The organism is Natronorubrum marinum (assembly GCF_052040125.1).
GTDB lineage: Archaea > Halobacteriota > Halobacteria > Halobacteriales > Natrialbaceae > Natronorubrum.
The window spans coordinates 1,036,961-1,058,609 of sequence record NZ_JBPPFV010000001.1; the positions used below are offsets into that span (position 1 = coordinate 1,036,961).

The 21,649-nt window shown below is 64.0% G+C and carries 22 protein-coding genes; 14 read left to right on the plus strand and 8 right to left on the minus strand.

Annotated features, from left to right (window positions below; genetic code table 11):
- Positions 1-143: 143 nt before the first annotated feature.
- Positions 144-1,283 (plus strand): ABC transporter ATP-binding protein, encoded by a 1,140-nt coding sequence (locus ACSFC5_RS05205; RefSeq protein WP_440764182.1) that lies wholly within the window; start codon positions 144-146, stop codon positions 1,281-1,283.
- A 183-nt stretch (positions 1,284-1,466) separates the two neighbouring features.
- On the opposite strand, the gene ACSFC5_RS05210 is transcribed toward ACSFC5_RS05205, so the two are convergent.
- Positions 1,467-3,509, minus strand: a complete 2,043-nt coding sequence (locus ACSFC5_RS05210) for a DUF7997 domain-containing protein (protein WP_440764183.1) — start codon at positions 3,507-3,509, stop codon at positions 1,467-1,469.
- 215 nt (positions 3,510-3,724) lie between these two features.
- Between ACSFC5_RS05210 and ACSFC5_RS05215 the strand changes: the two genes are divergently transcribed.
- The 5 genes from ACSFC5_RS05215 to ACSFC5_RS05235 all read left to right on the plus strand — a co-directional run bounded on the left by ACSFC5_RS05215 (position 3,725) and on the right by ACSFC5_RS05235 (position 9,591).
- Entirely contained in the window at positions 3,725-4,786 is a 1,062-nt protein-coding gene (locus tag ACSFC5_RS05215) for a TrmB family transcriptional regulator (protein WP_440764184.1), read from the plus strand.
- 104 nt (positions 4,787-4,890) lie between these two features.
- On the plus strand, positions 4,891-5,544 hold the full coding sequence (locus tag ACSFC5_RS05220) for a bifunctional 4-hydroxy-2-oxoglutarate aldolase/2-dehydro-3-deoxy-phosphogluconate aldolase (RefSeq protein ID WP_440764185.1): 654 nt from the start codon (positions 4,891-4,893) through the stop codon (positions 5,542-5,544).
- Between the two features lie 234 nt (positions 5,545-5,778).
- The gene (locus ACSFC5_RS05225; RefSeq protein WP_440764186.1) at positions 5,779-6,846 is read left to right on the plus strand and encodes a glucose 1-dehydrogenase; all 1,068 of its coding nucleotides are present in this window, start codon (positions 5,779-5,781) and stop codon (positions 6,844-6,846) included.
- 107 nt (positions 6,847-6,953) lie between these two features.
- Positions 6,954-8,192 (plus strand): mandelate racemase/muconate lactonizing enzyme family protein, encoded by a 1,239-nt coding sequence (locus tag ACSFC5_RS05230; RefSeq protein ID WP_440764187.1) that lies wholly within the window; start codon positions 6,954-6,956, stop codon positions 8,190-8,192.
- A 280-nt stretch (positions 8,193-8,472) separates the two neighbouring features.
- Positions 8,473-9,591, plus strand: a complete 1,119-nt coding sequence (locus ACSFC5_RS05235) for a S1C family serine protease (protein ID WP_440764188.1) — start codon at positions 8,473-8,475, stop codon at positions 9,589-9,591.
- Positions 9,592-9,944: 353 nt separating this feature from the next.
- On the opposite strand, the gene ACSFC5_RS05240 is transcribed toward ACSFC5_RS05235, so the two are convergent.
- Positions 9,945-10,208 carry a hypothetical protein gene (locus ACSFC5_RS05240; protein ID WP_440765041.1) on the minus strand — a complete coding sequence of 88 codons (264 nt, stop codon included), beginning with the start codon at positions 10,206-10,208 and terminating at the stop codon, positions 9,945-9,947.
- A gap of 40 nt (positions 10,209-10,248) precedes the next feature.
- Here ACSFC5_RS05240 and ACSFC5_RS05245 point away from each other — a divergent pair, with 40 nt between their 5' ends.
- The 3 genes from ACSFC5_RS05245 (at position 10,249) to ACSFC5_RS05255 (ending at position 11,734) form a co-directional block, all read left to right on the plus strand.
- Positions 10,249-10,422 carry a protein translocase SEC61 complex subunit gamma gene (locus ACSFC5_RS05245; protein ID WP_440764189.1) on the plus strand — a complete coding sequence of 58 codons (174 nt, stop codon included), beginning with the start codon at positions 10,249-10,251 and terminating at the stop codon, positions 10,420-10,422.
- Positions 10,422-10,859 (plus strand): transcription elongation factor Spt5, encoded by a 438-nt coding sequence (locus tag ACSFC5_RS05250; RefSeq protein ID WP_004217006.1) that lies wholly within the window; start codon positions 10,422-10,424, stop codon positions 10,857-10,859. The genes ACSFC5_RS05245 and ACSFC5_RS05250 overlap by 1 nt, the downstream gene beginning before the upstream one ends.
- Before the next feature lie 410 nt (positions 10,860-11,269).
- A complete protein-coding gene (locus ACSFC5_RS05255; protein ID WP_440764190.1) occupies positions 11,270-11,734 on the plus strand; it encodes an ester cyclase in 465 nt (154 codons plus the stop codon).
- Positions 11,735-12,367: 633 nt separating this feature from the next.
- Here the strand turns inward: ACSFC5_RS05255 and ACSFC5_RS05260 are convergent.
- Complete coding sequence (locus ACSFC5_RS05260; protein WP_440764191.1) at positions 12,368-12,655, minus strand: DUF7565 family protein; 288 nt, start codon at positions 12,653-12,655, stop codon at positions 12,368-12,370.
- A 400-nt stretch (positions 12,656-13,055) separates the two neighbouring features.
- Between ACSFC5_RS05260 and ACSFC5_RS05265 the strand changes: the two genes are divergently transcribed.
- Positions 13,056-13,826, plus strand: coding sequence for a PHP-associated domain-containing protein (locus ACSFC5_RS05265; protein ID WP_440764192.1), 771 nt, complete (start codon positions 13,056-13,058; stop codon positions 13,824-13,826).
- 16 nt (positions 13,827-13,842) lie between these two features.
- Here ACSFC5_RS05265 and ACSFC5_RS05270 read toward each other — a convergent pair whose 3' ends face one another.
- Genes ACSFC5_RS05270 through ACSFC5_RS05280 form a run of 3 tightly spaced genes read right to left on the minus strand, consistent with a single transcriptional unit; the run spans position 13,843 to position 16,249 of the window.
- Positions 13,843-14,001 (minus strand): hypothetical protein, encoded by a 159-nt coding sequence (locus ACSFC5_RS05270; protein ID WP_440764193.1) that lies wholly within the window; start codon positions 13,999-14,001, stop codon positions 13,843-13,845.
- Between the two features lie 59 nt (positions 14,002-14,060).
- A complete protein-coding gene (gene polX, locus ACSFC5_RS05275) occupies positions 14,061-15,812 on the minus strand; it encodes a DNA polymerase/3'-5' exonuclease PolX (protein WP_440764194.1) in 1,752 nt (583 codons plus the stop codon).
- Positions 15,812-16,249, minus strand: coding sequence for a DUF5788 family protein (locus tag ACSFC5_RS05280; protein WP_440764195.1), 438 nt, complete (start codon positions 16,247-16,249; stop codon positions 15,812-15,814). Before ACSFC5_RS05280 ends, polX begins: the two co-directional genes overlap by 1 nt.
- Positions 16,250-16,543: 294 nt before the next feature.
- Here ACSFC5_RS05280 and ACSFC5_RS05285 point away from each other — a divergent pair, with 294 nt between their 5' ends.
- Positions 16,544-17,470 carry a rhomboid family intramembrane serine protease gene (locus tag ACSFC5_RS05285; RefSeq protein WP_440764196.1) on the plus strand — a complete coding sequence of 309 codons (927 nt, stop codon included), beginning with the start codon at positions 16,544-16,546 and terminating at the stop codon, positions 17,468-17,470.
- A gap of 84 nt (positions 17,471-17,554) precedes the next feature.
- Positions 17,555-18,352 carry an endonuclease V gene (locus ACSFC5_RS05290; RefSeq protein WP_440764197.1) on the plus strand — a complete coding sequence of 266 codons (798 nt, stop codon included), beginning with the start codon at positions 17,555-17,557 and terminating at the stop codon, positions 18,350-18,352.
- A gap of 41 nt (positions 18,353-18,393) precedes the next feature.
- Here ACSFC5_RS05290 and ACSFC5_RS05295 read toward each other — a convergent pair whose 3' ends face one another.
- A complete protein-coding gene (locus ACSFC5_RS05295; protein ID WP_440764198.1) occupies positions 18,394-19,290 on the minus strand; it encodes a universal stress protein in 897 nt (298 codons plus the stop codon).
- Positions 19,291-19,610: 320 nt separating this feature from the next.
- On the opposite strand from ACSFC5_RS05295, the gene ACSFC5_RS05300 reads away from it, so the two are divergent.
- Together ACSFC5_RS05300 and ACSFC5_RS05305 are read left to right on the plus strand one after the other, a co-directional pair.
- On the plus strand, positions 19,611-20,660 hold the full coding sequence (locus tag ACSFC5_RS05300) for an SDR family oxidoreductase (protein WP_440764199.1): 1,050 nt from the start codon (positions 19,611-19,613) through the stop codon (positions 20,658-20,660).
- 60 nt (positions 20,661-20,720) lie between these two features.
- Positions 20,721-21,281 carry a DUF8108 domain-containing protein gene (locus ACSFC5_RS05305; RefSeq protein ID WP_440764200.1) on the plus strand — a complete coding sequence of 187 codons (561 nt, stop codon included), beginning with the start codon at positions 20,721-20,723 and terminating at the stop codon, positions 21,279-21,281.
- Between the two features lie 47 nt (positions 21,282-21,328).
- Here the strand turns inward: ACSFC5_RS05305 and ACSFC5_RS05310 are convergent, their stop codons facing one another.
- On the minus strand, positions 21,329-21,601 hold the full coding sequence (locus tag ACSFC5_RS05310) for a helix-turn-helix domain-containing protein (RefSeq protein WP_440764201.1): 273 nt from the start codon (positions 21,599-21,601) through the stop codon (positions 21,329-21,331).
- Positions 21,602-21,649 lie beyond the last annotated feature (48 nt).

Consider the following 21,649-nt stretch of genomic DNA (forward strand, 5'->3'; position numbering starts at 1 on the left):
GGTAGTTCGTCTCCAGCGTACGTTTCTTGCACGGACTGATTGTACCGTACCGACATCGGCCTCTCGAAGGTAGATGAAATAATACACCACTCATTCCGATTATTGAGAAAGGGTTTTGTAGACGGTCGCCAAACCCTTCCTGTATGGCACGTGTTAGCGTCGACTCGCTCCGCAAGACGTACGACCGCGGCTCGATCGTCGCCGTCGACGATCTGAATCTCGATATCGAAGACGGCGAGTTCATCACCGTCGTCGGTCCGTCCGGTTGCGGAAAGACGACGACGCTCCGAATGTTGGCCGGCCTCGAGGAGCCCTCCGGGGGGACGATCACGATCGGCGACGAAGATGTCACGGACGTCCACGCGAAGAACCGGGACGTCGCGATGGTGTTCCAGAACTACGCGCTCTACCCCCACAAGACCGTCTTCGAGAACATGGAGTTCGGACTTCGGATGAGCACCGATCTCGAGGAAGCCGAACGCGAACGTCGGGTCATCGAGGCCGCCGAAATGATGGGGATCGACGACCTGCTCGACGACAAACCCGACGAGCTTTCGGGCGGGCAGAAACAGCGTGTTGCGCTCGGCCGAGCGATCGTCCGCGAACCCGATCTCTTCCTCTTCGACGAGCCGCTTTCCAACCTCGACGCGAGCCTCCGGACGGAGATGCGCGCAGAGATCCAGCGTATCCAGGACGAACTCGGAATCACCGCGGTCTACGTCACGCACGATCAGGAGGAGGCGATGACGATGGGCGATCGGATGGTCATTCTCAACCACGGCGTCCTCCAACAGACTGGGTCACCGACGGCGGTCTACGAGAACCCGGTCAACCGATTCGTCGGCGGTTTCGTCGGCTCGCCGTCGATGAATTTCGTCGACGTTGACGTCGAACGCAACGGCAACCAAGTCCGGCTGCTCGGTCCCGGCGGGCGGTTCCAATTCGATCTCTCGGCGGCGTACGTCGACCGACACGCCGGAGAGCTCTCGGCCGACCGGTACACACTGGGGATCCGACCCGAGAACGTCTCGGTCGCCGACGGAACGGCCGACAACACGGTTCAAGCCACCGTCGAGGTCGTCGAACCCGTCGGCTCGGACAATTATCTCCACGTCGACGTCGCCGATGACTTCATCGTTCGGGTCGAGTCGACGGTCACCCCGGAGACCGGGGATCAGGTGACGCTGACGTTCTCGGAGTCCGATCTCCACCTGTTCGATCGGGATCGCGGCGTCGATATCTTCGGCGCCGAGACCGAACCGCCGGAAGCGCCGGCCCCGTAACGACTCGTTGCGCTTTCGGTCGCTCGAGCGACGGTGGATCCGGACTCGAGTCTCTCTCTCTTGTTCGTCCGATATCGAGCCACGTTCGTCACGGCCGAAAACGACCCGTTGGAGACGAGTCGATGCCCCGGCTGTACGCGTACCCGTTGGCCGAAGCATAGCGAGGCGACCGTTCCGCCGCCGTTACTCGTGGCTGGCTGCCCTGCCACTCGCATCGGCAGCCGACGATTCGACGGTCTCGGCCGCCTCGAGCGCGCTGGCGGTCGCGAGTCGAATCGCGTGCGGCCAGCCCAGCGGCGTCGCGCTGTCGGGCGTGCCGTCGTCGAACAACTGCTCCGGAAGATACGCTCCGGGTCGTCGGAGCGAGCCGCCGGGCGCGACCAGCGCCAGTAACGCTCGAGCGCGGTCGTCGAACTCGGCGGCTCGGTCGTGGCCGTTCGCGGCCAGCAGGTCGCGGAGTTCGACGGCCGCGTGGGCGCCCCACGCGGTCGTCACCGTCCAGATCTTCGCGTCCGTCTGCTCCCGGACCCGCCAGGGGTCGTCCTCGAAGCGCGCCAGTCCCTCGATCGGCCCCTCGGGATCGCGGTAGAGCCCGTCGAGCGTCGTCTCGACGTGGGAGACGAGCCGATCGAGCCGGTCGTCGTCGACGGTCCGGATCGCGTCGTACTCGCAGTGTGCCGATGCGAGCGCGAGCGTACTCCCGTCGAGGCGGTCGTCGAGGTCGTCGCCGTCGAGGCGCATCGCGTAGCAGCCGCGGTCGGGCACCCACAGGTCGTCGAGCGCTTTGTAGACCCGAGTCGCCTGCGCTCTCGCGTGGGCCGCGACGTCCTCGCCGACCGGCGCTCGAGCGATCGCGGCGTAAGCCTCGAGGAACGTCGCCGTCGTGTGCGTAAACCGCCCGGTCATGTTCTCCCAGGCGTTCTGGACGCGTTCTGGCAGCCCGTCGTCCGCGAGGGTCGCGTCCATCCCCTTGAGTGCCGACGTCAGCGTCTCGTGAACCCGCTCGTCGCCCGCGTCGACGCGCCGGAGGTAGGTCGCGAGAAAGGCGGCGACGCTCGCGGTCTGGTCGGCCTGATAGTCCGCGGTGTTCGCCTCCTCGAGCCGGCCGTTCGCCCAGCCCGGTGCGAGTCGGCCGTTGTACGGCCAGACGCGGTGGGGCCACGTCCCGTCGGCGCGTTGGGTGTCGGCGTAGAAGCGTGCGCTGGCTTCGTGCCAGGAGTCGAGACCGAGCCCCGTCCGTTCGTCGGCGTCGAGAAGAAAGCGGGAGATTTCGGCGTCGTCGCGGAACCAGGTGTAGCCGTAGCCGCCGGAGTACCGGTAGAAGGGGTCGAACTCGGGGCCGGCGATCCGCGCGCCCGTCGACGACCGCAGGAGACAGAGCGCCCGCAGGTCCGCGAATCCGCGGTCGATTCCGGATGTCGCGTCGGGAAGCCGGTCGCGGGCCTGACTGTGACCCGCGTCGACGATCGACTCGCGGTCACTATGGGCCATCGCGTTCGATCGCACGCGCTCGAGCGCGTCGTCGCGATGGGACGCCTCCGTCAGCAGTGTCGCGATGGTCGCGTTCGGCGCCGAGCCGGTCAGTTCGAACTCGACCATCGTGATCGGGCTGAGTCGGGCCTCCTCGTACCGGTCGTCGTCTTCGGAGCGTGGAAACGGTGCGGGCTCCGGCTCGAGTAACTCCTCGAATCGCTCGGGAACTTGCCCCGAGACGGAGATCTCGGTCGACGCGGCGACGAAATCGCGCTCGCTGTCGTGGTAGACTTCGACGGCGTCGCCGTGCCAGAGCTGGCCGATTCGGCTCGCCCGTCCCTCAGGGGCGAACCCGAAGCAGGCCTTAATCGAGGCGTCGACGCCAGTCGCTGCGTCGTCGAGCACGAAGTGGGTCACGTGACCGCGATCCACCGCGAGGTCGTACTGGGTACAGCCGTACCCGGCGACCTCGTGGACGGTTTCGACGACCGCCGTGTCCTCGATGTAGCGCTGGTCTCCGTCGTCGAACCAGTGGGTTTCGCCGTCAAACTCGAGTCCGAACCGGGAGCGTTCGATGCCAGCAACGCCGGAGAGCGGGTAGGAGTAGTCGCTGATCGATCCGTCGGGCGCGACGTGGACGAGTCTATCGTCGAGACCGGAGAACAGTCCAGTCGTCGAGCGTCGCTCCCCGGGAAACCGCCGAGGATCGCCCTGAGATCGCTTAAAGTCGTTGAGGGCGCCGTGTAATTCCATCGTACGTTCGGTTGGTGCCCGCCCCATTAAATCTTGTTGAAAAATGTGTTCCTACTTTTCACGAAAGGTCAGAGACACGTTCGGAGCGGTGACGGCCGAGGAGTTGGATCCGGCGGAGCGAATCGTCGCAGCTACGGCAGCCTGCAAACGGCATCGGGACCCGGTGATCGGGAATCTTTTAGCGCAACCGGACAATTGTGAACTACTGAGTATACATGGATACCGACGATCTCGGCGACCTGCTCTCGCAGTTCGGCCTGTCAGCGAAGGAGATCGACACCTATCTCGCGATACTCGATCACGGCGAGTCGAAGGCGAGTACGATCGCCGACGCTGCGGATGTCTCTAAACGATACGTCTACAGCATCAGCGAGGAACTCGAGGATCGCGGCTTCGTCGAGGTCGACGACCACGCCGTTCCGACCGTTATTCGGCCCGTCCAGCCCGAGACGGTCGTCGGACGACTCACCGACAGCGTCGAAGCGATCGAGCCGGAGTTGCAGTCGCGGTACACGACGACCGAGCGGACGGGCGAACAGTTCGAGGTGATCAAATCTCGCCAGACGGTGCTCAAACGGATCGAGGAGCTGTTGGCCGCCGCGGAGACGGAGGTCACCCTCTCGCTGCCCGTCGAGATTCTGCCGCAGGTTCGCTCGACGCTCGAGGAAACCGTCGACCGAGGCGTTCTGGTCTTGCTTCTGTTGGGCGGCACCGACGAGGATCAGGATATCGCCTCGCTGGCCGGAACGGCGAGTACGGTCCGCACGTGGGACGCGCTCGTGCCGACGATGCTCACGGTCGACGCACAACACGGATTGCTCGCTCCGAGTCAGTTGCTGACGAGTTCGACGAGCGAGACGAAGGCGATCAGCATCTCACAGCCACAGCTCGCCCCCGTCTTCGCCGGCTCCTTCCTCGCAAACTACTGGCCGACCGCCGAGGAACGGTACGTGAGCGCGCCTGGCGAACTTCCGCGGACGTTCGAGGGGTTCCGCAACGCGGTCTTCCAGATCGCGCTCCACCGGGCCACGGAGAGCCGGATCGAGGCCACGGTGACGGGAACGCCGGTAGGGGACCGGGACCTTCCGTCGACGCTCTCCGGCGAGGTCGTCGCCGTTCGACAGAGTCTCGTCCGCCCCGTCTCGTCGACGGTGCCGATCGAGAACGCCTTCGAACTCGACGTCGACGGCGAGCGCTACACGATCGGCGGCACGGGTGCGTTCCTCGAGGATTTCGAAGCAGAATCGGTTACCGTCCGCCCGCTCGAGGAGGAGTAGGCTGATCGATCCTATTTTTCGCCCGTGAGTAAATCTCTTGAGTCGGGACCGTGAACGTCTCGACGTGATGGACAGCCACTGCCACACAGCGGGAGGGATCGCCGGTGTCTGAACGCCAGTCGGTCAGGGACCGACTCGTCGAGAGCGGCGTCATCGCCGTGCTCCGCGGAATCGACGAGGATCAGATCGTACCGGTTGCGCGAGCGATTCACGAGGGGGGCGTCGACGCGCTCGAGATCACCGCGGACGGAACGCGTGCGAGCGAACAGATCGCGGCCGTCGACCGCGAACTCGGGGACACCGACGCGATCGTCGGCGCGGGGACCGTCCTCGACGCGCCGACGGCGCAGTCGGTGATCGACGCGGGCGCCGAGTTCGTCGTCTCGCCGAACACCGACGTCGAGACTGTCAGACTGTGTAACCGACAGGACGTGCTCTCGGCACCGGGCGTCATGACGCCGACCGAAGCCGTCACGGCGCTCGAGGCCGGCGCGGACGTGCTCAAACTGTTCCCGGCCTCGACTGTCGGGCCAAGTCACATCGGCGCGATTAGTGGCCCACTCGGCGACGTCGACGTGATTCCAACTGGCGGTATTTCGCCGGCGAACGTCGAGTCGTACTTCGACGCCGGCGCGGTCGCCGTCGGTGCCGGCAGCGCGCTCATCGACTACGACGCGATCGCCGACGGCGATATGGACCGCGTTCGAGAGAGCGCCGCCGAGTTCGTCGAGACCGTCGAATCCGTACGAAGGGACTGATCGCTGCCCGCGTTCGCAGTTTTCCGTCGACGCCAAAAACTCGTTACCGGTGCAAGATTCCGTTTCGACGGGTTCGGACGTCCGTTTCGATCTTCCGTGCATCGAGCGACAGTCATCGGTATGCAGAGCGAAAAATCTTCGAAAACCGATAGTTACTGACGGTGGCCGAGCGCCGTTCAAATATTTACTACGAATTGGGTAAACTTTTTGCGGGCGGGGGTTCTCTGGTGAGCCATGAAAGCGATCGCTGTCGAACCCGGGGCCGGTACGCCCGTCCTCGTCGAAAAACCCCGTCCCGATCCGAAGCCCGGCGAAGCGCTCGTTCGCACGCTTCGCGTCGGCGTCGACGGGACCGACCACGAAGTCATCGCGGGCCACCATGGAAACCTCCCCGACGGCGCGGATCGACTCGTGCTCGGCCACGAGGCCGTCGGCGTCGTCGAAGATGCGAACGGAACCGATCTCGAGGAGGGCGAGTTCGTCGTCCCGACGGTTCGGCGGCCCCCGAACGGAACCAACGAGTACTTCGAGCGCGGCGAGCCCGACATGGCTCCCGAGGGAAAGTACGTCGAGCGAGGAATCGTCGACGGACACGGGTTCATGGCGGAGTACTTCACCAGCCCCGCGGAGTACCTCGTCCCGATTCCCGAACGGCTCGCGCCGCTCGGATTTCTGGTCGAACCGATTAGCATCAGCGAGAAGGCCATCGAGCACGCCATCGCCTCCCGGTCGGCGTTCGACTGGGAACCGGAGTCGGCCATCGTGCTCGGAAACGGCTCGCTCGGGCTCATCACGCTCGCGATGTTCGAGGAGGTACTCGAGATCGATCGGACCTACTGTCTCGGCCGACGGGACCGACCGCATCCGACGATCGACCTCATCGACGAACTCGGGGCGACGTACGTCGACTCGCGCGAGACGCCCGTGCCGGAGATTCCCGACGTTTACGAGTCGATCGACCTCGTCTACGAGGCGACCGGCCACGCGAAACACGCCTTCGAAACGGTCGACGCGCTCGCGCCGAACGGCGTCGGCGTCCTGCTCGGCGTCCCCGAACCCTGGGAGTTCGAGGTCGACGGCGGTCGCCTCCACCGAGAACTCGTCCTTCACAACAAGGCCCTGCTGGGGACCGTCAACTCCCACCGCGGCCACTTCGAGGCCGCGATCGATACGCTCTCGCAGCTTCCGACGTGGTTCACCGACGAGTTCGTCACCGGCGTCTACGGACTCGAGGAGTTCGAACGAGCGTTTGACACCGGCGACGACGTGGTGAAGACTGCCGTCGAGTTTAGCCGTCTCTGAGCACGCTCGAGTTCGCAGTTACGGCTCTGTTTTACCACCGACTCGATGCCGTTGCTGTCGATCCTCGAATAGAAACAATTACTATTATTGAAGTAAGTATTTGTGCTATGGGAGTCGATTATACGCAGCTACACGATCCAAACGCCGAGTACACGATGCGAGACCTCTCGGCGGAGACGATGAACGTCACCCGCGAACGGGGCGGTGGCCGAGACGTCGAGATCACGGACATTCAGACGACGATGATCGACGGCAACTTCCCGTGGACGCTCGTGCGAATCTACACGGACGCGGGTATCGTTGGGACCGGCGAGGCCTATTGGGGTGCGGGTGTGCCAGAACTGATCGAGCGCATGGCCCCCTTCTTGCGTGGCGAGAACCCGCTCGACATCGATCGACTCACCGAACATCTCGTCCAGAAGATGTCCGGTGAGGGCTCGATCGGCGGCGTCACGGTGACGGCGATCTCGGGGATCGAGGTCGCGCTGCACGATCTGGCGGGTAAGATCCTCGAGGTACCGGCCTACCAGCTGCTGGGCGGGAAGTACCGCGACGAGGTTCGCGTCTACTGCGACTGTCACACCGAAGACGAGGCGGACCCGGCGGCCTGTGCCGACGAGGCCGAACGCGTCGTCGAAGAGTTAGGGTACGACGCGCTGAAGTTCGACTTGGACGTGCCGTCGGGCCACGAGAAGGATCGTGCGAACCGTCACCTTCGCGGCCCCGAGATCGAGCACAAGGCCTCGATCGTCGAAGCCATTACCGAACGTGTCGGCTCGCGCGCCGACGTGGCCTTCGACTGCCACTGGACGTTCTCCGGCGGCAGCGCGAAACGGCTTGCAAAGCGACTCGAGGAGTACGATATCTGGTGGCTCGAGGACCCCGTCCCGCCGGAAAACCACGACGTCCAGCGGGAGGTCACCCAGTCGACGACGACGCCGATCACCGTCGGGGAGAACGTCTACCGCAAACACGGCCAGCGCCGGCTGCTCGAGGAGCAGGCCGTCGATATCATCGCGCCGGACATGCCGAAGGTTGGCGGGATGCGCGAAACTCGAAAGATCGCCGATCTGGCGGACATGTACTACGTTCCCGTGGCGATGCACAACGTCGCCTCGCCCGTCGCGACGATGGCCAGTGCCCACGTCGGGGCGGCGATTCCGAACTCGCTGGCGGTCGAGTACCACTCCTACGAACTCGGTTGGTGGGAAGATTTGGTCGAAGAGGACGTCATCGAGGACGGCTACATCGAGATTCCCGAGAAGCCGGGTCTCGGCGTCACGCTCGACATGGACGTCGTCGCGGAGCGGATGGTCGACGGTGAGGAGTTGTTTGATGAAGCATGAGCTTCATCAAACTCGCTGAGCAGAGCTCAGCGTTGTTTGACGAAGCGTAAGCTTCGTCAAGCCAGCAAATTTTCGATTTGCGCTGTTCGATTGAGCGAAAGCGAAATCGAGCTCGGAAGACGAGCATCGCGAGTCTTCCGTTGTTCGACGCGGCTCACGCCGCGTCGTGCTCGTGTCTCTCCGAGGTAATCCGTTGCTGATCTGAACGCGAGAACGACTGCACCCTCGAGATGGTGGTGCCGGGACGTGTTTTATTGTCCTCCTCGAGGTGAATCTGGGTATGTCGCCAGACGAGCGTCCCGTCAGCCGCCGCCGGCTACTGGGGCTGAGTGCCAGTATCGCGACCGCAACCGGTTTCGGGAGCGTCGCGAGCGCGAGTACCAGTACGCAGGAGACCGAGGACGACGACGAGCCGGACGGAGCCACTGACGACGATGTAGGGGGACGGTACGCCGAAATCTACCAGGAGTCGATCGACGACGTTGTGCTCATCACCGTCCCCGGGACCGGCGAGCCCGGTCAGGAGACGCCCGGTGGACTCGGATCCGGGTTCGTGGTCGACGACTACGTCGTGACCAACTACCACGTGGTCGGTGGCTCCGACGAGGTCGAACTGCAGTTTCGGGACGAACAGTGGCGAGAAGGGTCCGTCGTCGGAACGGACGTCCACAGCGACCTGGCTGTCCTCTCCGTCGACGACATGCCGGACGATCCCGACGGACTCGAGTTCGCGACCGACGGGCCGACGGTCGGGGACGAAGTCCTCGCCCTTGGCAACCCGCTCGGGCTCGACGCGTCCATCTCACAGGGGATCGTCAGCGGGATCGATCGATCGCTCCCGAGTCCGACCGGGTTTTCAATCCCGGCGGCGATTCAGACCGACGCCTCAGTCAACCCGGGTAACAGCGGCGGTCCGCTCGTGAACCTCGATGGCGAGGTCGTCGGCGTCGTCTTCGCCGGCGCGGGCCAGACGATCGGCTTTGCCATCTCCGCCGCGCTCGCGAATCGCGTCGTCCCCGCACTCGTCGAGGATGGCACGTACGAACACCCCTACATGGGCGTTAGCGTTACGCCCGTCGGACCGCAGATCGCCGAGGCGAACGATCTCGAGGAGCCACGGGGCGTATTAATCACCGAAACCATCCCGAACGGGCCCGCCGAGGACGTCCTCCAGCCGGCGACCGGCGCCACGACGGTCGGCGGGACGGCCGTCCCCGTTGGTGGCGACGTGATCGTGGCCATCGACGAGCAGGAGATTCCCAATCAGGACCGGCTCTCGTCGGTGCTCGCCCTCGAGACGTCTCCCGACGAGACGATTCCGATCGAGATCATTCGCGACGGGGAGCGCGGAATCGTCGAGTTGACGCTCGAGCCGCGGCCGGACGTCGACGCACCGTGATCGGGTCCCAGCAATCTCGAAGTTGACGTCCTGTGCGGGACTCCAGTCGCTACGCACACGCGACCCTCGTCCCTCGGGCATCGATCGAGAGGGATCACCGTTCTCGGACCCGTTGCCGGCAGCGAGAGATACCGGTGTTCGCACGCTTCGAACGGACTTCGGAAGCCGTTTCGGAGGACGAATTCGCGGACGCGTTTCTGCGGGGCCGATCCCGGTACCCTCGTCGAGACGATTCAGGCGTTCGTCGACCTCGGCTTCGGCCACGTGACGGTCTACTAGATCGGTTCGAACCGGGCGGGTTCGTCGAGTGCACCGAAAAACGGTCCTGCCCGCGGTGCAGTAGTCGTCGGTCGTTAGTTGTCCGCTTCCGCGTCCTCGGCGTCCTCGCGAGGTGCGTTCTGCGTGCCAAGGTCGTCGTCGCCCGCGTCCACTTGGTCGGGGTCCTGATCGACGCGCTCGAGTTCGTCCTCGATCTCTGCCTCTCGTTCCGCCTCGTACTCGTTCGCTCGGTCTGCGTCGTCTTCAGCCATGATCGTGGGTCCGGCCTCGAGCGGCTTGATCGCCGGGCCGTCGCATGCAAAGCTGACCCGTTCGCGGGTCGAATCGTCCTCGGACACGAAAGACAGATAAAAGACGCCCCAGTGTGAACAGACAGACATGGACGTTCCGTACGACCTGACCTCGTACGTTCGGGTGTTGAAGATGGCAACGACACCCACGACTGAGGAGTTCCTTCAGGTATCGAAGATCGCCGGCGCAGGTATTCTGCTCATCGGGCTGATGGGCTTCCTCATCGGAGGCATCATGATCCTGTTGACTGGTGGTCTCTGATGGGAATCTTCGCAGTCAAGACGACGGCGAGTCAAGAGCGCACCGTAGCAGACATGATCATCAACCGCGAGGAGCCCGAAATCCACGCCGCACTCGCCCCCGATTCGCTGACCTCCTACGTGATGGTCGAAGCCGAGGGCAACGCCGTGTTGAACCGCGTCCTCGAGGACATTCCCCATGCCCGGAGCATCGTGCCCGGCGAATCCGACATCTCGGAGGTCGAGCACTTCCTCTCGCCCAAGCCGGACGTCGAGGGGATCGCCGAGGGAGACATCGTCGAACTCATCGCTGGCCCCTTCAAGGGCGAGAAGGCCCAGGTCCAGCGCATCGACGAGGGCAAGGATCAGGTGACCGTTGAACTGTACGAGGCGACGGTCCCGATTCCGGTGACGGTTCGTGGCGACCAGATTCGCGTGCTGGACAGTGACGAGCGCTAACACGCTCGTCAAGCAGTCAGCGCGGCGAGGCCGCGCTGAATATTCCGACGAACGGTAGTGAGTCGGTTCACTCGGCGCAAAGCGCCGAGTGAGTTTTATACTACAGTTTGCAAGGAGCGGTGCGAACGCCGTGATCGAATCCGACGCAGTACAATTGAGGAGTGCGACGGTGCCGATTCCGGCGATGGTTCTGGGGCGACAGGATTCGCGTGCCGAATTCGGACGAACGCTCTTCTGAGATCTCTTTCGAAGAGGCACGTCCGTGTTTTCGATTGTGACCTGATCCGTTCAGTACAGGTTACGTATCGAACGATAGCGTTCTCTGAAATGCTCTGGATAGCCGGATCTTCTCTAAATTTTTCAGGCTAATTCATCATGTTACGAAGCGTATGGTTCGTGGTGAATTGGCGATGGCTACTCCAGCGGAGAACAAAGAGGTAGTGCGACAGTACTACGAAGAAGCCTTCAACGAGGGGCGGATCGAACTGCTTGACGAACTGATCGCGGAGAACGTTGTCAACCACGATCCCGTCTCGGACGAGACGCTCACGCCCGAGGAAGCGAGAGGATTCGAAGGGTTCGTCCGACACGTCGAAGCCGCCCGCGAGGCATTTCCCGACGCGACAGTGACGATTGAGGAACTGATCGCTGAGGACGACAAGGTCTTCGTTCGGTTTACGTTCGATGGGACGAACGAAGGCCCGTTCGCCGGATTCGAACCGACAGGCAAACGGGTCAAAGGGTCGAACATGATCCTCATGCGACTCGAAGATGGTACGATCGTCGAACGGTGGGAAGAGTCCGACAATTTGGACTTCCTCCAGCAACTCGACGTCCTCCCCGCAACGGAAGAACTCATGAAGGCGAAGGCGTGAGAGGACGCTTCCCGCTATTTCTTCGAGGTGGTCGGTATACCCTAAAACGGCTCTGTTGAAACCCTCCACAGTTGACATAAACAGCGTGCTGAATACAGGGCACGAATGTGACACGAGATTCGGCTTGATTTGCGGAGGTGGTGATCGCTCAGTACAGGCCACACGTTTAACGGCCGATAACCGATATGAAGATCATACCAGCTATAACCGATCCACTGAGGATGGCAAGGATCAAAGTGACTAAGAAGTTATATCCTAGTGATGCGCTCACAAGCGCAGAAAAAACGACCGTCCAGAAAATCAGCTGGATCAACTTTGTTTGGGACGTATGATCATGGATTTCGGAAGGCATAAGGAATATTTCTGACTATATATTCAAAGTTCTTCTGATCTTTTACAAGGTGAGTTTTCTGCAGTAATAGCTGTCGCCGCTCATGGTCGATATGCACGTGTAGTGAGCGGACGGTTCACCGCTTTTGGCGTGAAACAAACGAAATCAATGTGCTGCACTAATCCTCTATATTCAGCACGACCGCCGAAACCTATCACCGATTGAGGGTTTCAACAAGGCCCCTAAAACCGAACGGCTGTCGAGCGGTGCACACCGCCCATCGTTCGACGGATCGGCACCCGCTACCGCTTGAGTTCCGTCGCGATCGTCTGCATGTTCGCGACGTCTTCGATCTCCTCTAACAGTTCCTCGCGGTTGCGAACGTCTTCGGAGTTCGCGCCGTAGGCGCGAACGTATTCGGCGCGACTGTGCTCGGTGAAGGCGTGTCGGATCGCGAGGTAGCCGTCCGGAACGACGGTGCCACAGACCTTACACTCCCGTCGCTCGTGTTCCGTCGCCTGATGGACGACGGTTGATTCGACGTCCTCGAACACCGCTCCGCAGCCGTCGATGCCGCATTCCCAGGCCATTCACTCTCACTGAAACTATCGAGCGGCCGGCCTAATGATCTTTTCGCAGCCAGGACTGAGGGGCGCCGTCTCTCGCGCACCACACCAGATAGGGCTTCGATACGTCGGTTCCAGGAGATGCTATGCTCGCTACGAATCACTCGGCGCTCTCCGCCTTCGACGCCGACCACGTCCGCCGTGCCGTCCAGAACACCGTTTCCGATCAATTCGATCGTTCTGTGAGTACAACACGGCGTCGATGGACGTCCTGAAACTGTGGCGAGTCTATTGGTCGACGACGCGCTCCTCCTCGCACTCGAGCCCGACGAATCGGTCGAACCGATCGTCACCGTCATCAAGGAGAGCGTCGGCCGGCCGCCAAATCAGAATTCATAACTCGAGCGTCCCGAAAGAGGCTGTCGTGAGCGAGGGTACCGCTGTGGAGAGTCGAGTCGACTGTCACGTGAAGGTGCTCGACGAGTCGGTCGTCGATCGAGCGATTGACGCCGGCCTCGATGCCATCGTCTACGCGCCGCATTTCACCCGATTACCGGAGATTCGGCGCCGAGCGGATCGCTTCTCGAGCGAGGACCTGCTGGTCGTCCCCGCACGGGAGGTGTTCGCCGGCTCGTGGCGCGATCGAAAACACGTCCTGGCGCTCGGTCTCGAGGAGCCGGTGCCGGACTTCATCCCGCTCGAGGCCGCGATGGCGGAGTTCGAGCGACAGGGGGCCGCCGTGTTGGCTCCGCATCCGGAGTTCGCAACGGTGGGCCTCACCGAAGCGGACCTCCGTCGGTATCGAGACGCCATCGACGCGGTCGAGATCTTCAATCCGAAGCACCTCCCGTCGCACAATCGGCGGGCACGCGAGCTGGCTAGCCTGTTCGATCTCCCGCCGTTTGCGTCGTCGTACGCCCATCTCCCGAGCACGATCGGTGTCGCTTATACCGCGTTCGAGACCGAGATCGACGCCGAGGCCGACCTCGTGAGTGCGCTCGCGGACGGCGTTCCCCGACGCGTCGCCCACCACACCGGCAGCCGACGATGGCGAACGGCCGCAGTCGAACTCGCCCACCTCTGTTACGAGAACACCTGGGAGAAGGTCGATCGACTCTTCCTCTCGGGAACCGAGCCGACGCATCCGAATCACATCGCCTACGACGGTCGGTTCGACGACGTTTCCGTCTATTGAGGGCCGCGTATTCGAGTCACTGCTCCTCCTCGAGGGCGTCCGCGATTCGCTCGAGTTGGATTCCGACGTAACACAGCGCCTGGGTCTGCATGATCGCGGGGTCGTCGCTCCACTCGTTCGTGATGTAGGCCGCCTGTTTTCCCGCTCGGTCGAGATGGTTGGTATCGTTCGGCATGGCCTCCGAAGCGTTCGGCGTCGAGACCTGAAACGGTTTGGGTCGGTACGGATCGGCAATCAGTGCAGGAATTCGTGTAACTCCTCGAGGTCCCACGTGTTGATCACGTCGGCAGGCTCGGCCCAGCCGCGACGGGCAGTGTGGACGCCCCAGCGCATGTACTCGAGCGTCGCCGGCTGGTGGGCGTCGGTGTTGATCGAGATGGGTGCACCCTCCTCGAGGGCGGCCTGGACGGCGCTCCCCCAGAGGTCGAGACGGCGCGGGTTGGCGTTGACCTCGAGGGCGGTGTCGTGTTCCGCGGCAGCCTTGCCGAGCCGCCGCGCGTCGAACTCCAGTCCGGAGCGCTCGTTGAGCAAGCGACCGCTGGGGTGGCCCAGCACGTCGACGGCGGGGTTCTCGATCGCGCGGACGAGCCGTTCGGTGGCCGTCTCGGCGTCCTGATCGAGGGCGCTATGTGGCGAGGCGACGATCACGTCCAGCGCCTCGATCACCTCCTCAGTGAGGCCGATCTCGCCGTCGGCGTCGACGTTGGCTTCGATCCCCGCGAGGATCTCGATCTCGCTCGCAGCGGCGACCTCTCGGATCCCCTCGACCTGCTCGAGAATCTCGGTGTCCGAGAGTCCCATCCCGCCGACGATTCCGGGGCCTTTGGCGTGGTCCGCGACGCCGTAGAACTCGTAGCCCAACTCCGCGGCGGCGTCGACCATCGCTTCGATGCTCGTGTTGCCGTCCGACCACTCGGTGTGGGAGTGCAGATCCCCGCGGATATCCTCTCGAGTGATGAGGTCGGGTAGTTCGTCGTTCTCGGCGGCGGCGATCTCGCCCCGATCCTCGCGGAGTTCCGGCGGAATCCACGGGAGGCCGAGGGCTTCGTACATGCCTTCCTCGGTCTCGCCGGCGACGCGCTCGCCGACGCGCTGGTCGGATTCGGGGTCGTCGACGTCACTCACGTCGAACGCGCCGTACTCGTTTAACTTCATGTCGCGGGCGATCGCGTAGTTGCGAAGCCGGACGTTGTGGTCCTTGCTCCCCGTGAAGTACTGCAGCGCGGAGCCGAACTCCTCGGGGACGACGACCCGGAGATCGACCCGGATCTCGCCGACGCGGATGCTCGCCTTCTCGGGCCCGGACTCGATCTCGCTGTCGACGGAGTCCCAATCGACGAACGCCTCGATCACGTCCTCGTTCCGCTCGGTCGCGACGAGGGCGTCCACGTCGCCGATCGTCTCGCGCCAGCGTCGGATCGAGCCGGCGACCTCGCAGCGCTCGACGGCCTCGAGCCCCTCGAGAAAGGCGAGCACGTCGTCCGCGAGCGGACGGGCCTCGCCCAGCAGTTGGCGCTGGCCGACCTCGCGGGCGAACTCGATTCCCTCTCGGATGTTCTCCTCCGTCTTCGGGCCGAACCCCTTGATTTCCCGAATCTCGCCGGCCTCGGCGGCTTCCTCGAGGTCGTCTAACGTCTGCACCCCGAGTTCGCGGTAGAGTTTCCCCGCGGTCTTCGGGCCGACGCCTTCGATTCTGGTGATGTCGGCGATGTCGATCGGCAGCTCCGCGCGGAGCTCCTCGAGTTCCTCGATCTGCCCCGTCTGGACGTACTCGACGACCTTCGACGCGATGGCGTCGCCGACGCCGTCGATCTCCTCGAGAATCTCCTCGTCTCCCGCTTCGACCCGATCTCCGATCGGAACGGGGTGGGCCTGGATGTTCTCGGCCGCGCGTCGGTAGGCGCGCGGTTTGTACTCGACGTCGTCGGCCGCGAGTAGGTCGGCGAACTCCTCGAATCGGCCGGCGATTTCGGCGTTGGTCGCCATTATCGTCCCCCCCGACTGCCGGCGTCGTCGTCGCCGAGGGCCTGCTTCAGGAACGACATCCAGCGCTTTCGATCGGCGGCTTGCTGAGCCTTTTGCTCACGCTCGAGGTCGGTCGGTCCGAGGCTCTCTAAGGCGTTCAGCGCCCGATCGATCCCGATGATACTCTGGGCGAGGTCCTCGCCTTCCGCGCGGGAGATGTCTTCTTCCTCGATGGCCTCGAGGCGGTCGTTCCGTTCGCGGCGCAGGTTCTTCTTCGCCCGCTCGACGCGGTCGCGCTCGCCGGTTGGGACCGTCTCGCGGCGCTTGATCTCGAAGACGAACGTCCGGAGGTCGATCGCCTCGCCCTGGACGGTGATCGTCTCGGGGATGTCCGCGCCGACGGTCGCGCCCTCGCGCTCGACCCGCTCGAGCAGCTGCTTGCGCTCGTATGCTTGCACGCCTCGATATCCGGGGTGGGAGGCCAAAAATGTACAGTTCGTCCCTACCAGGGTGAGCCGCCGCCTCGTCTCGACCGTCTTCGAGCCGATCGGATTCGACGGCGTTCGGTCGAACGATGATCCGGACGGGGTTCGAGCTGTAACTGATAGTTCGAGCTGGGACTGCTAGCCCGATCGAACTGTTAGGGACGGAAAACTGTCGTGAGAACGGGCGTAAGCCCGCCATTCGCGCCGCGATTCAGTGCGAGGGACGAACCCCAAATCCCTTAGCGGTGCCACACATACCCCCGATCAATGGCGAAGTGCGACGTGTGTGGGAAAGACGAAAGCATGCCCTACAACTGTCGGCACTGCGGAGGCACCTACTGTGGTGAACACCGACTGCCGGAGAACCACGACTGTACGGGGCTCCAGAACTGGAACGACCCCGACGGCGTCTTCGACAGCGGCTTCGACGACTCCGTAAACGGCGGTGGGGGCAAATCGAAGGCCTCGAGTCTCACCGACAAACTCCCCATCAACACCGGCGCGGGCGGGCCGCTCGCGTACTTCCGCGGGAACATGACCTACACGCTGCTGGCGCTGATGTGGATCACGTTCCTGTTGCAGTGGATTGTGCTCACGGTCGGCGGGGTTGCGCTGCACAACACCCTGTTCACGCTCTCGACCGCCCACCCCGAATACGTCTGGACGTGGGTAACGTCGACCTTCGCACACAGTCCCGGTAGCATCTTCCACATCGTGTTTAACAGCATGGTGATTTTCTTCTTCGGGCCCCTCGTCGAGCGTTACGTCGGCTCGCTGAAGCTGGCGATCCTGTTCGTCGTGAGCGGCGCTCTCGCCGGACTCGGCCAGATCGGCATCTCGATGGCCCAGGGCGATCCCTCGAGCGTTCTCGGGGCCAGCGGCGCCGCGCTCGCAATCTTGGGCGTCATCACGATCCTGAACCCGAACCTCCGGGTCTACCTGTTCTTCATGATCCCGATGCCGCTGTGGATACTGACGGCCGGCTTCGCGATCATCAGTCTCGGCTTCATCGGCGGCGGCGCCGCGGGCGCGTTCAACATCGCCCACGCGGCGCATCTGGTCGGCCTCCTCGTGGGACTGGCCTACGGCGAGTACATCAAGCGGACTCAGAACGTTCGCGCGCCGAGTCAACTCCAACTCGGCGGCGGCGGACCCGGCGGTCCCGGTGGCCCCGGCGGTCGTCGCCGGTTCTAACCCCCCATCGCTCACTGTCCACACTCGAGCACTCCCCTCAAACCCCCGAACTGATTTTCGCTCCCCGTCAACTCGACCCTACTGATGACTCCACCTCATCCGGACCTCGCACCCGACGGCTCGCTCGAGCGCGACGACATGGAAGCCCTCCAACGCGAAATCGCGGATGCCGCGGTCTTCGAGGACGACTTCGCGTTCGATCCGGCGGCGCTCTCGAACCCGCTCGAGGCCGCCTCGAGCCCCGACGACCCGCCGATCGTCGCGGGCGTCGACCAGTCTTTCCTCACGAACGCCGAGGGCGACCAGGACCGCGCCCTGAGCGCCGTCGTCGCGATGCGAGGCGGCGAGGTGATCGAGCGCGTCCACGCGGTGACGCCGCTCGAGATCCCCTACATCCCCGGGCTGCTCGCGTTTCGCGAGGGTGGACCGATCCTCGAGGCGCTCGAGGCGCTCTCCGTCGACCCCGACCTCTTCCTGTTCGACGGCAGCGGCCGCATCCACTTCCGGCAGGCCGGCATCGCGACTCACGTGGGCGTCGTCCGGGACGTGCCGGCCGTTGGCGTCGCGAAGAGTTTGCTCTGTGGCACGCCGCGCGAGGAGACGGAGAACCTTCCGGCGGGTACTCGAGTCCCCATCGAGGCTAACTCGGGGGTCGACTGTCCCGACGGCACCCTGATCGGCTACGCGGTCCAGACGCGCCAGTACGACTCCCCGGATCGGTACATCAACCCGCTGTACGTCAGTCCCGGCCACCGCGTCGGTCCCGAAACCGCGGCCGATATCGCGCTCGCGCTCGCCTCGTCGTACAAACTCCCAGAACCCGTCCGACTGGCCGACAGCTACGCCGACGAGGCGAAACGAGAAGTCGACGAAACGGCGTGAGGGGTGGGCAGGGCCAGGGGACGGTGAGGTATCGGCGGTCGCTACGACGGGGTCAAGAGCTGTCGAATCTGGGTGAGCACTGACCCGCCGACGGTGTCTCCGTCGCGAGCGAGAATGACCGTCTTGTCGGTCTGTCGGGTCACCGTCCGCGGAATCGTCCCGACGAGGCGGCGCTGAAGCGCCCCCTGACGCGTCGCGCCGAACACGAGGACATCGTGGTCGGCGGCGAGATCGAGCAGTTCCGTCGCGACGTCGGTGCCGGCGTGGGTCGTCGACTCCGTCCGAACGGGTGGTCCCGGGGCGTCCTCGAGCGCGTCCCGGGCCTGCTCGATGTATTCGCCGGCCGCGGTCGAATCCGTCTCTCTGTCGACGACCGACGCCAGGTGGACGGTCGCATCGTTTCGCGCGGCGATCGCGGTCGCGACGTGAACCGCCGGACGGACGTGCGGACCGCCCGCGACCGGAACCAGAATCGAGTCGACGCCGTTGGCCTCGTGCCCGATGCGTTCGACGTAGAGGTCACACGGTGCGCGTTCGATGAGTCGATCGATCGTCGATCCGAGAACGGCGTCGGTTCGGCTTCCGCGGGCCTGCCAGCCGACGACGAGCGCCCGCGCGTCGGTCTGTTCGACCGCCGCGAGGATTCCCTCGGCGACCGAGTGACTGACAACCTGTGCATCGTCGACGGTGACGTCACCGGGCGCGACGGCGATCGCTCTATCCAACAACTTTCGACTGTTTCCCGCGTACTGATCGATAATCGTCTCGTCCGAGTAGACGGAAAACGGCGAGTCGTGCGATTTGACGACGACAGACACGATTTTGACGGGACTATCGCTCGCTCGAGCGAGATCACCGGCCGTTCGGACCAACTGTTCGACGCGGTCGGGATTGCCGACCGCGACCAGTACCGGTTGGGTCGCTTCCGAGGCACTCATACGTGGTATATAGTACCACGGTAGTGAATAGCTCTCGGTTAGCGCTCGAGAACGTCACCGATACTGACCACTTATCTCGTCGGTTCGCCGATCGAACTCGGCCAGGGGAAATGGTGTCGGAGGAGAGCCACCGAACCGATCATCGATCGCTCGTTGTCGCCACAGCGACCGACGCTCCGGTACCAGTCGCTACAGTGCTCGAGCCTCACATCCCCGGCGCGACGACGCACTCACCCGCCGAACCGAATCGCCGAACCGAACAGTACGTTCAGCGCGACAAACCGTCGATACTTAGGTATCGTCTCTCGAACCCGTCACGTATGGCCACCGCTGATGACGTCGAGGAAGCCGACGATGGGCCGGAGGGCACCGTCGTCGAAGAGGATCGCGAGGCCGAATCGACTACGACCGAGACGGACGCGACCAACCGCCAGTCGTCTGAACCCGCCACAGACGACCGCTCAGCGTCCGATACTACTGCGAGCGACCGCACCGTATCCGAGACCACGACCGACGAGACGAGCGACCAGGACCGCTACGCGCGCAAGAAGAGCGTCCTGATCACGGGCTGTTCGTCGGGAATCGGGCGGGCGACCGCCGAGGCATTCCTCGCCAACGACTGGCAGGTCTTCGCGACGGCGCGCAATCCGGACGACATCGCGGCTCTCGAGGACGCGGGCTGTATGACCTTCGCGCTGGACGTCACCGATCCCGACCAGGTCGCGCGTGCGGTCGAGCGGGTCGTCGACGACGCCGGCGCGATCGACTGCGTCGTCAACAACGCGGGCTACGCCCAGATGGGACCGATGGAGGATATTTCGACGTCGGATCTCCACCGCCAGTTCGACGTCAACGTCTACGGCCCGCACCGACTCGTTCGCGCGGCGCTGCCCCACATGCGCGCCCAGGGCGCCGGCCGAATCATCAACGTCTCGAGCGTCGTCGGCCGGATCTCGTTCCCCGGCTCGGGCGCGTACGCGGGCTCGAAACACGCCCTCGAGGCGATGAGCGACTCGCTGCGCGCCGAAGTCGAGGAGTTCGGCATCGACGTCACCGTGATCGAACCCGGCCCCGTCGAGACGAACTTCACCGACCGCGTCGACGAGGAACTGCCGGAGAGCGAGCGCACGCCGGCCTACGAGACGCTGTACGAGCTGTACGACGAGATGCAACTGATCGGCGGCGGCAGCGGGGGGCCGTTCGCCTCCGAACCGAAAGACGTCGCGCGGGCGATTCTCGAGTCCGCGACGACCCCCGAGCCGCCGGCCCGCTACCCGGTCGGTCCCCTCGCGCAGTACGGCGTCTACGCTCGATTCCTGCCCGACACCCTCCGCGACGCGGGCTATCGGCTGCTCCGAAAACTGGTCTGAACTGTCATCCGATTCGTTCGGAACGCTTACACGATCGGCTCTCGAACGTCGACCACTGTCATGTCCGCCAGCCAATCGAGCGCGGTCGAAGTTGCGGATCGAGTTTCGGCGCTCCTGTACGGCATCGCCGGCTGGCTCCTCGTCGGGTTCGGACTGCTGTTCGGGCTGGTCGGGGCCGGGAACATCGTTGCCGGTGCGACACAGGGCGCCGCAGTCGGATACGCGTTGCTGGCGGCGCTGTGGCTCGTCGCCTCGTTCGTGCTCGTCGCCTTCGGCATCTTCGTCAATCCAGGAATGCGACGACGGCTGGACCGTCGGCACTCGCCGTCGGCGTTCGGCCGCGTTCGGTCGGTCGATCGACGGGTCGTCCGTCCCGACGAGGACTGCGACGAACGCTGTGTCGCCTGTGACTCGCGCGTCGACCGGGGACTGGTTCGGCGCTACCGGGAGGAGTACGCGTTCGCGGGGCTGCCGGTCTACACGCGGAAAGTGGACTACAACTACTACTGTCTCGAGTGTGCAACAGCGGAACTGTCGGATGAGTCGGCAGCCAGCGACGGCAGTCGGGACGTCGAACGCGGTCGTCGAACCGCGGACGATCGCCATCTCGAGCGACGATAATCGGGATCGTTGCTATGGGACGACCGGTTTCGGTCGCTCGGGGGCGGTCAGTCGGCGGGGTTCGGTGGCCGGTATCGGTCTGCGGGAGCGTCAGCGGGGGTCGTCTGTCGGTCGGTGTCGGTCTCGACGAGCGTGTACACCCCACCAGTGCACTGACGGATATGCCCGTTTCGCTGGAGGGAACGACAGCGGCGCTCGACGGTTACCGGATGGGTCTCGAGGGCCGTTGCGAGATCGGCGATCGTCGCCGGACTGGACGCTTCGAGCGCCTCGAGGATCGCATCTGCCTGCGTTCGTTCTGGGGTGTCGTGGTCTGGCATACCGTCTCATCCATCACGTACTCGGCGGAGTGTATCAACCGGACACCC